This window comes from Streptomyces phytophilus (assembly GCF_013870535.1).
Classification (GTDB): Bacteria; Actinomycetota; Actinomycetes; order Streptomycetales; family Streptomycetaceae; genus Streptomyces; species Streptomyces phytophilus.
This window is the reverse complement of sequence record NZ_JACBXC010000088.1, coordinates 1-10945: the sequence shown is the minus strand read 5'-3', so window position 1 is coordinate 10945 and position 10945 is coordinate 1. Positions and strand designations below refer to the sequence as shown.

At 71.7% G+C, this 10945-nt stretch carries 9 protein-coding genes; all 9 read right to left on the bottom strand.

Annotated elements, in window-relative coordinates; genetic code table 11:
* Positions 1 to 980, bottom strand: a 980-nt coding sequence (gene rfbB, locus H5J30_RS07850) for a dTDP-glucose 4,6-dehydratase (RefSeq protein WP_181786427.1), incomplete at its 3' end; no start/stop codon positions are given.
* Positions 965 to 2035, bottom strand: a complete 1071-nt coding sequence (locus H5J30_RS07845) for a glucose-1-phosphate thymidylyltransferase (RefSeq protein ID WP_181786426.1) — start codon at positions 2033 to 2035, stop codon at positions 965 to 967. The genes H5J30_RS07845 and rfbB, both read right to left, overlap by 16 nt.
* 104 nt (positions 2036 to 2139) lie before the next feature.
* On the bottom strand, positions 2140 to 3183 hold the full coding sequence (locus H5J30_RS07840) for a Gfo/Idh/MocA family protein (protein WP_181786425.1): 1044 nt from the start codon (positions 3181 to 3183) through the stop codon (positions 2140 to 2142).
* Entirely contained in the window at positions 3180 to 4616 is a 1437-nt protein-coding gene (locus H5J30_RS07835; RefSeq protein WP_181786424.1) for an NDP-hexose 2,3-dehydratase family protein, read from the bottom strand. Before H5J30_RS07835 ends, H5J30_RS07840 begins: the two co-directional genes overlap by 4 nt.
* Before the next feature lie 129 nt (positions 4617 to 4745).
* The gene (rfbH, locus tag H5J30_RS07830) at positions 4746 to 6098 is read right to left on the bottom strand and encodes a lipopolysaccharide biosynthesis protein RfbH (RefSeq protein ID WP_181786429.1); all 1353 of its coding nucleotides are present in this window, start codon (positions 6096 to 6098) and stop codon (positions 4746 to 4748) included.
* 25 nt (positions 6099 to 6123) lie between these two features.
* Positions 6124 to 6726, bottom strand: coding sequence for a dTDP-4-dehydrorhamnose 3,5-epimerase family protein (locus H5J30_RS07825; protein ID WP_181786423.1), 603 nt, complete (start codon positions 6724 to 6726; stop codon positions 6124 to 6126).
* Positions 6727 to 6732: 6 nt separating this feature from the next.
* Entirely contained in the window at positions 6733 to 7989 is a 1257-nt protein-coding gene (locus H5J30_RS07820; RefSeq protein WP_220188653.1) for a nucleotide disphospho-sugar-binding domain-containing protein, read from the bottom strand.
* 431 nt (positions 7990 to 8420) lie between these two features.
* Positions 8421 to 9080 (bottom strand): TetR/AcrR family transcriptional regulator, encoded by a 660-nt coding sequence (locus tag H5J30_RS07815; protein WP_181786422.1) that lies wholly within the window; start codon positions 9078 to 9080, stop codon positions 8421 to 8423.
* A complete protein-coding gene (locus tag H5J30_RS07810) occupies positions 9077 to 10687 on the bottom strand; it encodes an MFS transporter (protein WP_181786421.1) in 1611 nt (536 codons plus the stop codon). The genes H5J30_RS07815 and H5J30_RS07810 overlap by 4 nt, the downstream gene beginning before the upstream one ends.
* Between the last annotated feature and the right edge of the window lie 258 nt (positions 10688 to 10945).

Sequence of the window (10945 nt, the reverse complement as noted above, 5' to 3'; positions counted from 1 at the left end):
CGGGCATGGGCGCGCTCCTTCGGGGCCGGCTGCCGCCACCAGGCGGTGTTCTCCGCGTACCAGCGGACGGTGTCGGCCAGTCCCTGCTCGAAGGGGATCCGGGGCGTGTAGCCCAGGGCGCGCAGTTTGGTGTCGTCGAGGGAGTAGCGCCGGTCGTGGCCGAGGCGGTCGGGGACCCGTTCCACCCTGTCCCAGGTCGCCCGGCAGGCGGCCAGGAGCCGTTCGGTGAGCTGGAGGTTGGTCAGTTCGCGGGTGCCGGCGATGTGGTAGACCTCGCCGGGGGTGCCCCGTTCGGCGGCGATCTGGATGCCGCGGCAGTGGTCGGTGACGTGGATCCAGTCCCGTACGTTGCGGCCGTCGCCGTAGAGCGGCACGGTGGCGCCGGTGAGCAGCCGGGTCACGAAGAGCGGGACGACCTTCTCCGGGTACTGGTAGGGGCCGTAGTTGTTGCCGCAGCGGGTGATGACGACGGGCAGGCCGTGGGTGACGTGGTAGGCGCGGGCGATCAGGTCGGCGCCGGCTTTGGCGGCGGCGTAGGGGGAGTTGGGGGCCAGGGGGGCGCTCTCGTCCCAGGAGCCGGTGTCGATGGAGCCGTAGACCTCGTCGGTGGAGACGTGGACGACGCGTTCGACGCCGGCTTCGAGGCAGGCGTCGAAGAGGGTCTGCACGCCCAGGACGTTGGTGCGTACGAAGTCGGCGGCCCCGGTGATGGAGCGGTCCACGTGGGACTCGGCGGCGAAGTTGACGACCGCGTCGTGGCCGGGGACGAGCCGCCGGAGCAGGGCGGCGTCGCCGATGTCGCCGTGCACGAAGGTGAGGCGGTCCTCGACCGGGGCGAGGTTGGCGGGGTTGCCGGCGTAGGTGAGGGCGTCCAGGACGGTCACCCGGGCGTCGCGCCAGGCCGGGTAGGCGCCGGTGAGCAGTTCGCGCGCGTAGGCCGATCCGATGAAGCCGGCCGCGCCGGTTACGAGTACGCGCATATCTGCACCTTGCTGTGGTCGCCGAGGACCAGGCGGTGTGCCCGGGGGGTGCGCGGCGCCGGGGTCACCTCCACCTCGTGGCCGATGAGGGATGCCTCGATGCGGCGTACTCCGCGGATCGCGGCGCCGCGCAGGACGACGGAGTACTCGACCTCGCTGTCGGTGATCTGGCAGTCCTCGGCGACCGAGGTGAACGGTCCCAGGTAGGAGTCCTCCACCACGGTGCCGGGGCCGATGACGGCCGGGCCCACGATGCGTGAGGCGCGTACGACCGCGCCGGGGGCCACCGCGACCCGGCCGATCAACTCCGAGTCGACGACGGCGCCCTGGACGTCGGGGGTGATCTGCTCCAGGACGAGTTGGTTGACCTGCAGCATGTCGGCGACGCTGCCGGTGTCCTTCCAGTAGCCCTCGGTGATCGTCGTGGCCACCCGGTGGCCGGCGTCGAGGAGTCCGGAGATGGCGTGGGTGATCTCCAGCTCGCCCCGGCCGGAGGGTTTGAGGTCCGCGACGACGGCGTGGACCGCGGGGGTGAACAGGTAGATCCCGATCAGCGCCAGGTCGCTCCTGGGCTCGGCGGGCTTTTCTTCGAGGCCGACGAGGCGGCCCTCCATGTCCAGTTCCGCCACGCCGAAGGCCCGCGGGTCGGAGACCTTGGTCAGCATGATCTGGGCGGCGGGGCGCTCCACCCGGAACCGTTCGACCAGGTCGGTGATGCCGCCGATGAGGAAGTTGTCGCCGAGGTACATGACGAAGTCGTCGTCGCCGAGGTAGTCGCGGGCGATGAGCACCGCGTGTGCCAGGCCGAGGGGGGCTTCCTGGGGCAGGTAGGTGACGTTCAGGCCGAATGCCGTACCGTCGCCGACGGCCTGGCGGATCTCCTGGGCGGTGTCGCCCACGACGATGCCGACGTCGGTGATCCCGGCCTCGGCGATCGACTCCAGCCCGTAGAAGAGCACGGGTTTGTTCGCCACCGGGACCAGTTGCTTGGCGGAGGTGTGGGTGATCGGCCGCAGCCGGGTTCCCGCACCTCCTGCCAGCACCAATGCCTTCACTTGGAACTCTCCTTTTCGCTGGGGGCGATCCGGCGCCGCCTCGCGTCGCGCCGCGGGGTCGCCGGTGCCGCCGGTGCCCTCGCCTCGGCGGGGCGGTGCGGCTGTCAGGGGGTGTGCTGCGGGGCCGGCCGGGGCCCGGCGGCGTTCTGCGGGTGCCCGGCGGTGCCGGTCGGGGCGGGGGTGCCGGCGGCGGCGCGTATCGCGTCCAGCAGCCGGGCCTGGCGCAGGCAGTCGGGGTCGTGGTGGGTTCGCGCCCGTACGGCCCGGGCGAAGGCGTCGAGGGTGTTGGCGACCTGGTCGTCGGGGGCCAGGCGGAGTTCCTGCGTGGCCGGTCCGCGGGTCAGCCGCAGGACGGGGGTGTGGTCGGCGGGCGGGGTGAAGGCGGGGGCCACGGTGATGCGGCCGGTGCTCCCCCGGATCTCGTAGGCCGACCGGTAGGTGTGTTCCAGGCCGAAGGTGAGCTGTGCGCTCACCCCGGCGGGGGTGGTCAGCAGGGCGGCGCCGGAGGTGTCGACCCGGCGGGCGGGGCCCGCGGTCAGGACGGCGCCGGCCACCCGCAGGTCGGGGCCGAGGAAGTGCAGGGCGGCGCGCAGGGGGTAGACGCCCACGTCCCCCAGGGCGCCGCCGCCGAGTTCGGGGCGGTAGCGGATGTTGTCGTCGGGCAGTTGCGGGACGGCGAAGGTGGCGTGCAGGGACCGGGGTTCGCCGATGGCGCCGGCGGCCAGCAGGCGCCGTACCGCGGCGTGCTGGGCGTGGTGGACGAACATCACGTTCTCCATCAGCACCAGGCCGTGTGCGGCGGCCTGGCCGAGGAGCTGCTCGGTGGCGGCGGCGTGGGTGGTCAGGGGTTTTTCCGCCAGCACGTGTTTGCCGGCGTGCAGGGCGGCCGCCACCCACGGGGCGTGCAGGCCGGTGGGCAGCGGCACGTAGACGGCGTCGACGTCGTCGCGGTCGAGGAGTTCGGCGTAGCCGGGGGCGGCGGCGCATCCGTAGGTGCGGGCCTGGGCGGCGGCCTTGGCCGCGCTGCGGCTGGCGAGGGCGGTGAGGCGGAGGCCGGGGCGGGCGGCGATCGCCGGCAGTATCCGGCGCAGTGCGATGTCAGCCAGGCCGAGCACGCCGATCCGTACCGGCGGCTGACGGGCGGTCACCGGGGCCTCGCCAGCATTCCGTTCAGGCAGGCCAGCAGGCTGCGGGCCTGGACGTTGACGTAGTTGCTGTGGCGTACCAGGGAGGTCAGCTGGCCGACGGTGGCCCAGCAGAAGCCGGGCGGTGCGTCGAGGGGGGCCTGCTCGGGTGCGGGTTCGAGGATCATGTAGCGGCTGACGGCGTTGAGGAAGCGGCCGCCTTCCTCGGAGTGCACCGCCTCGTAGCGGACGGTGCCGGGGGCGGGGTGAAGGGCCAGGCCGAGGAAGGCGGGGCGGTCCTCGGGCGGCAGGTCGTCGTGGTTGGCGGGGACGCACTGCACGGTGGGGCCCAGTTCCAGTGCGCCCAGGAAGCCGGCTTCGGCTCTGGCCCGCATGAGGACGTGCAGGACCCCGTCGATACGGCGGGTGACGAACGCGGTGACGCCCAGGCCGCGCGGTTCGATCAGGGGCTGGGTCCAGCGGCTGACCTCGCGGCTGCCGGCTTCGACGGAGACGGCGGTGACCCGGAAGAACCGGCCGTCGGGCCGGTCGATGGTGTGGGTGCCCTTGACCCAGCCGGGCAGGGCGGCCAGCGGGACCCGTTCGGCCCGTACGCTCTGGCGTGCCCGTTCGGCCGTGAACCAGGACAGCAGTTCGACGTCGGAGTGCAGTGCGCCGGCCTGCCGGGAGCGGGCCAGCGCGGCCACGAACGGGTCGGATGACCCCTCGCGGTCGACGGCTCCGATGGGGGCGCAGGCCAGGACGGTGCGGGCGTCCATGTTGACCACGTTGTCCAGGTGGAGGAGTTCGCCGATCTGGCCGAGGGTGAGCCAGCGGAAGTCCGGGTGGGCCTCGATGTCCCCGTCGGCTTCGACGATCATGTTCCGGTTGTTCTTGCGGTGGAACCAGGCGCCGTGTTCGGACTGCAGGACGTCGGCCAGGACGCGGCCGCGGCCCGGTGTGACGAAGTGGTCCAGGTAGCGCACGGGGGCGCCTTCGTGGACGCGGGTGTAGTTGCTGCGGGTGGCCTGCACCGTCGGGGACAGCTGCAGCAGGTTGGGGTTGCCCGGTTCCATCTTGGCCTGCATCAGGCAGTGCAGGACCCCGTCGAACTCCTTGACCAGGATCCCGAGGATGCCCACTTCGGCCTGTTTGATGATGGGCTGGTGCCACTGGCGGTGCGGTCCGGCCTCGGTGGTGACGTGCAGGCCCTCGACGGTGAAGAAGCGGCCGCTGTCGTGGACCACGTTCCCGGTGTCGGGGTGGAAGGACCAGCGGTCGAGCGCGGCGAAGGGGATGCGATCGACGCGGAACGCGTGGGCGCCGCGCATCTGGTCCATCCAGGCGGCGAAGTCGCCGGTGGGCAGCATCGCGCCCTCGGTGGTGGTGAGCGAGTCGGCCAGCCTGCCGGGCAGCTCGACGTCGGCGCGGGGGCGCAGCAGCGTGTTCGGGGACATGAGAGGGACTCTCCCTAACCGGGTGCGGGTCGTGGACGGGCGACGGGGCCGGTGCGGCGGAGCCGGGCGGCAGGGGGCCGGGCGTCGGGGCCGGGGCGCAGGGGCCGGTCCGGCGGGGGCCGGTGCCGTTCAGCCGCGGGCGGCCACGAACTCCCTGATCGAGGCGATCACGTAGTCGAGCATCTCCTCGGTGAGCCCGGGATAGACGCCGACCCAGAAGGTGTGGCCGGTGATGATGTCGCTGTTGGCGAGTTCTCCGGCCACCCGGTGCGGCTGGTCGAGGTAGGCCGGGTGGCGGGTCAGGTTCCCCGCGAACAGCAGCCGGGTGCCGATCTTGCGGTCTTCGAGGTACTCGACCAGCTCGCCGCGGGTGAAGCGGGCGCCGGGGTCCACCGTGATGACGAACCCGAACCAGCTGGGGTCGCTGCCCTCGGTCGCCTCGGGCAGGATCAGGCCCCGGGTGCCGTCCAGGCCCTCGCGCAGCCGCCGCCAGTTGCGGCGCCGCGCGTCGCCGAACTCGTCCAGCTTCGCCAGCTGGGTCAGCCCCAGCGCGCCCTGGAGGTCGGTCGCCTTCAGGTTGTAGCCGACGTGGGAGAAGATGTACTTGTGGTCGTAGCCCTCGGGCAGCGAACCCATCTGGTACGAGAACCGCTTGAGGCACTTGTTGTTCTCCCCCGGCTCGCACCAGCAGTCCCGCCCCCAGTCGCGCATCGACTCCACGATGCGGGCCAGGGCCAGGTTCGAGGTCAGTACGCAGCCGCCCTCGCCCATCGTCAGGTGGTGCGCGGGATAGAAGCTCACCGTGCTCAGGTCCCCGAAGGTGCCCGTCAGGCGCCCGTCGAGCAGGGAGCCGACCGCGTCGCAGTTGTCCTCCACGAACAGCAGGTCGTGCTCGGTGGCGAGTTCGGCGATCTGCCCGGCCGGGAACGGGTTGCCCAGCGCATGCGCGATCATGATCGCCCGGGTGCGGGGGCCGATGGCCGCCGCGACCCGCTCGACGGTGGTGTTGTAGGTGCCCAGCTCCACGTCCACGAAGACCGGCACCAGGTTGTTCTGCAGGATCGGGTTGACGGTGGTCGGAAAGCCGGCCGCCACCGTGATCACCTCGTCGCCCGGCCGCAGCCGCTGCTCCTCCAGCGCCGGGGAGGTCAGCGCGGACAGCGCCAGCAGGTTGGCCGAGGACCCCGAGTTGGTCAGGTGCGCCTTGCGCCGCTTGAGCTTGCGGGCGAACCGGGATTCGAACCTGCGGGAGCTGGGGCCGGCGGCGATGCGCATGTCCAGCGCGGCCTCGACCAGCGCCACCCGGTCGTCCTCGTCCAGTACGGCCCCGGACGGCCAGATCTCCGTGACCCCGGGCACGAACGCGGTCTCCTTCGCCGCCTCCCGGTGGTACTTGCGGACCATCTCCAGCAGCAGCTGCTGCTGATCCTCCTGCTGCGTCCGCTGTTCCTGCTGCGTCTGCTGTTCCTGCTGTGCCTGCATGTCTGCGTGCCCCATTTCCATCCGGTCAGTGCCTGCCGTGGGTGCTGCCCGCCCGCCCGGCCTCCCGCCAGGGGGCGAGCAGCCCCGCGGCGAGCGCCTCGCCCGTCCCCGGCGCCGCGGCGTCCTTCTCGGACATCAGCGGCGGCTCGGTGAAGCCCCACGGAAGCGCCAGGTCGGGGTCGAGAGGGTTGATGTCGATCTGGGTGCCCGGCACGTACCGCGTGGAGACCACGTAGCAGATGCAGGCGTCGTCGGTGAGGGCCAGGAATCCGTGCCCGGCCCCCTCCGGCACGTACACGCTCCGCCCGGAGGCGGCGTCGAGGTGCGTCACCTGGTACGCGCCGAAGGCGGGCGAGCCCACCCGCAGGTCGACGACGATGTCGCGCAGCGCCCCGCGCACGCACGTGACGTATTTGGCCTGTCCCGGCGGTACGGCCACCGAGTGGATACCCCGCAGCGTGTTGCGGCGGGACACCGAGTAGTTGATCTGCTCGGGCCGAAACGGCCGCCCGGTGGCCGCCTCGACCTGATCGCAGCGCAGCGCTTCGAAGAACGCCCCCCGCTCGTCGGTGATCGCCTGCGGGGTGAACACGAACGCGCCGGGCACCGGGGTGGCGAGAACGTCCACGCCCGGTCAGTCCCGGGTGCGGTACTGCGCGGTCAGCCGCTCCAGGACCGGCACGATCTCCGTCGGGCTGGGGGCGCCGGTCAGGTCCGCGTGGACGGCGGCGGCCCCGCGCTGGAACGAGGGCTCGCTCAGCAGCCGCGACAGCCCCTGGTGGACCTTCTGCGCGGTCAGGCCGTCCGCGTGCAGGGTGACGCCCGCGCCCCTGGATTCCAGGTAGGGGGTGAGGCACAGGGCGCTGCCCCACTCCTCCATCACGGTCAGCTGCGGCACCCGGTGCGCGGCCGCGGCGAACGCCGTGCCGTAGCCGCCGTGGTGGATGACCGCCGAGCAGGTCGGTATGACCTGGGTGAGGGGCAGGAAGTCGACGAGGCGTACGTTGTCGGGGACCTTCTCGCCGCCGAGCTGGTCGGCGTTGACGGTGGCGACCACCTCGACGTCCATGTCCGCCACCGCGTCGAGGACGGCGGCGACCCGCTCGTCGCGGCCGGCGAAGAACGTGCGCGCGGTCACCCCCATCGACAGGCACACCCGGGGCCGCGACGGCGGCTCGGCCAGCCACTTCGGGACCGCGGACGCCCCGGTGTAGGGCACCCAGCGGACCGGGACCGTCTGGTGCTCGGCGGGGCGGGGCAGCTGCATCGGGATCGGGTCCAGGGTGAAGTCGCCGAGCAGCAGTTCGGGGGTGTAGTCGTAGCCGAACCGGCCGAAGATCGGGGCCAGGATCTCGGCCAGCAGGTTGGTCTGCACCTCGCCGTCCGCCATCCGCTCGGCGAACCGCCCGTGGGTCCAGCCGAAGTAGTCCGGGCCCCACAGGAACCGGGCGGACGCCGCGCCCGCCTCGCGCGCCGCGACCGCGCCGATCGGGCTGGCCTGGTCCCAGATCACCAGGTCCGGCTGCCAGGAGCGGGCGAAGGCCACCAGGTTGTCGGCGAGCACCGCGCGCCCGTCGGCGTCGGGGTGCAGGCGCGTGCAGCTGCCCATGGTGTAGAAGCCGGTCGCCTGCCAGACCCGGGCGAACTGCGACCCGGGCTCGTACCCGAGCGCTTCGGTGAACCGGTCCAGGTCCTGCGCCGACACGTTCGGCGGCCCCGGCGCGTCGTCCCCGATACCGACCGCGGTCAGACCGGCTCCGCTGATCCACTCGGTCATCGACGTGTTGCTGGCCACCCTGACCTCGTGCCCGGCGCTCTGGATCGCCTGCGCCAGCGGCACGTTGGGGAACAGGTGGGCGGTCACCGGTGCGACCACTACGAGAACCCGCATCGTGAAATCCCTTCCGGATGTCTGAACTGAGGCAACGTCAGAATCGTCAACTAGCTTATGCATCAAGATTGCCAACCAGCAATCATCCAGGCTTGAGGGCCCAAGGGGGCCCGGGGGCCGGGAGGTCGGGGCTGGGGGTGTGTGTCAGGGGGCGGGGGCGCCGCAGGGCGTGGTGGCGGCGGCGCAGCCGTGGTGGGGTCGCTTCCCCTGCCGGAACGAACAAAAAATCCGTATCCCCGGGGCCGGGCGGGCCGGCGGGATACGGATGTTCGTCTCAGGACATGAAGCCTCTGCGAAGAGCGTGACATCCGGGCCCGAGCCGCGTCAACTCCTGATCCCTGTCCTCGGGTGGAAATGGGGCCTCCCGGCACTCGGTGCCGAGTGCCGGGAGGCCCTGTCGCGTGTCGCCGGGGGAAACGTCACGCGACGTCTTATCCGGTGGTGTCCGGGCTTCCGAGGGAGTCGGGGTGCTCCAGTACCACCAGGGCTCGTTCGATCATCGCCACCAGGTCGGTGTCCTCGCTGCGGTCTCCCCACAGCACCTGGTGGAGGGCGCCTGTCACGGCGCCGACCAGGACGCGGAGTTCGAGGTTGTCCGCGGGCAGGCCCGCCCGTTCGGCCAGCACCTCGCTCGCGGTGTCGATCCACCTGTCCTGCGACTCGCCCACCAGGGCCCGCACCGCGGGCACGCGGCGCACGAGCTGCCGGCGCCAGCGGTAGTCCTCGCTGAGGTCTCCGGCGAAGCCGCGCACCATTTCGGTCAGCACCCCGCGCAGGGCGGTCAGCGGCGGCTCGTCCGCGAGGCGTTCGCGCAGGAAGGCCATGGTGAAGTTGGCGTAGTCGTCGGTCAGGACGATGTGCTCTTTGCTGGGGAAGTAGCGGAAGACGGTGCTCGGCGAGACCTCGGCGGCTGCGGCGATCTGCTCGATCGTCGTGCTGTCGTAGCCCCGCTCGTCGATCAGGCGGCGGGCGGCCGCGCGGATCGCCTGGCGGGTACGCAGCTTCTTGCGCTCGCGCAGACCGAGGCCGTCTTCTGCGCCGGTGATCGCCGACATCGCCGCGTCGGCCGCCGCTGAGGGCCCCTGGTTCATTTCCCGGCACCGTCCGCCGCGTCGGACAGCGCCTCGGTCAGCGGCTGCTCCGCCGCCTGCCCGCCCGCCTTGCCTCCGGTCTTGCCTGCGGTCTCCTCCGCGGTCTTGTCCGCGGGCTCCTCCGCGGTCCTGCTCTCCTTGCTGTGCGGCAGTTTGAAGGCGGCGAGGACCGCGGCGAGGACGCCGGCGATGCCGCAGATCAGGAGCACGGCGCTCATGCCGCTGACGAAGGCGGATTCGGCGGACTGCGCGAGCTGCGGTACGTCCAGCTGCGCGGCGACCGCCTGCGCGGCGACCACGGACTCCTCGGCGGCATCGGCCGCCTCCGCCGGCACCCCGGAGGTGTCGACCTTGCTGGTGAACACGGCGTTGAGGACGCTGCCCAGCAGGGCGATGCCGATGGCGCCGCCGACCTGGCGCAAGGTGGTGCTCAGGCTGCTGCCGGTGCCTTCCTTGCCCTTGGGCAGGACGCCCAGGGCGGTGTCCAGGGCCGACACCATCACCAGGCTGGTGCCCAGGCCGACGAGGATCATCCACACCACGGCGTAGCCGTAGCCGGTGTTCTCGTCCGTGGCGCTGCCCAGGAACATCGCTCCGGACATGATGAGCAGGCCGGCGATCACCTGCGGCCGGGTGCCGAACTTCTGGGACAGCGGCGGCACGATCTTGGCGACGACGATCATGCCGGCCATGAGCGGCATCAGGCGCAGGCCGGTGCCGAAGGCGTCGTTGCCCTGGATGACCTGGAGGTACTGCGGGAGGACGAACAGCAGGCCCATGAACACGAACATGCCGAGGATGAGGAAGGTCGTGTTCCAGCCGAAGATCGGGTTCCGCAGCAGTTCCAGGTCGACCATCGGGCGGGGCTGGCGCTTCTCGCGCAGGACGAGCCCGACGAGCATCAGCGCGCCGCCGGTGATGGTGGCGAGGATGACCGGGTCGCCCCAGCCCTCGGAGGGGGCTTCGATGACGCCGTAGACGAGGGCGCCGAGGCCGAGGATGCCGAGGACCGTGCTGATGATGTCGATCTTGGGGGCGGCCGGGTCCTTGGTCTCGGGGATCAGCAGGACGGCGGCGAGGATGCCGACGGCGACCAGCGGGATGTTGATGACGAAGACCGAGCCCCACCAGAAGTGGTCGAGGAGCCAGCCGCTGATCAGGGGGCCGAGCGGCAGGCCGATCGAGACGCCCACGGTGATGATCGCGATCGCCTTGGTCTGCTCCTCGCCCTTGAAGAGGGTCGGGATGAGGGACAGCGTGAGCGGCATGATCAGCGCGGCGCCGAGACCCATGACCGTACGGGCTCCGATGAGCGCGCCCGGGGTGTCGACGAGGGTGCCGATGATGGAGCCGCCGAGGAAGATCACCAGTCCGACGATCAGCAGCTTGCGCCGGCCGAAGCGGTCGCCGAGGAATCCCGCGGGGAGCATGGCCGCCGCGTAGACGACGGCGTACGAGTCGATGATCCACTGCAGCTCGCCCGCGGAGGCGCCGGTGTCGGCGGCCAGGGTGGGCAGGGCGACGTTCAGGATCGTCGTATCGAATCCGATGACGAGGACGCTGATCGTCAGGCCGATCAGCGCCAACCAGCGATTTTTGACGGCCATAGCTAAACGATAGCAGCTCTCACTTGAGAGTGAATAGCTTTTGGCGTGAGACGTAGTGGAGCACGGCCGGCCGGCCCGGGCGGGCCGGGGCGCAGCTCCCCCGCCGTCCCCGCCGTGCGCGGCGGGGACGGCGGGGGCGCCGTGGCGTTCGGCGGCAGCGCGGACCGGGCATGCCGCTCATCGCCGAGTGGTGCCGGCTTCCCAGCCGTCGGTCATCCGGCGGCTACCGTTTCGGCGCCCTCTGCCTTGTCCTGGTCT

What these genes read in the sequence shown, in the direction of transcription:
- H5J30_RS07835 (WP_181786424.1), bottom strand. Translation starts at nt 4,616, where the DNA reads ATGTCCCCGAACACGCTGCTGCGCCCCCGCGCCGACGTCGAGCTGCCC.
- rfbH (WP_181786429.1), bottom strand. Translation starts at nt 6,098, where the DNA reads ATGCAGGCACAGCAGGAACAGCAGACGCAGCAGGAACAGCGGACGCAG.
- H5J30_RS07820 (WP_220188653.1), bottom strand. Translation starts at nt 7,989, where the DNA reads ATGCGGGTTCTCGTAGTGGTCGCACCGGTGACCGCCCACCTGTTCCCC.
- H5J30_RS07815 (WP_181786422.1), bottom strand. Translation starts at nt 9,080, where the DNA reads ATGAACCAGGGGCCCTCAGCGGCGGCCGACGCGGCGATGTCGGCGATC.
- H5J30_RS07810 (WP_181786421.1), bottom strand. Translation starts at nt 10,687, where the DNA reads ATGGCCGTCAAAAATCGCTGGTTGGCGCTGATCGGCCTGACGATCAGC.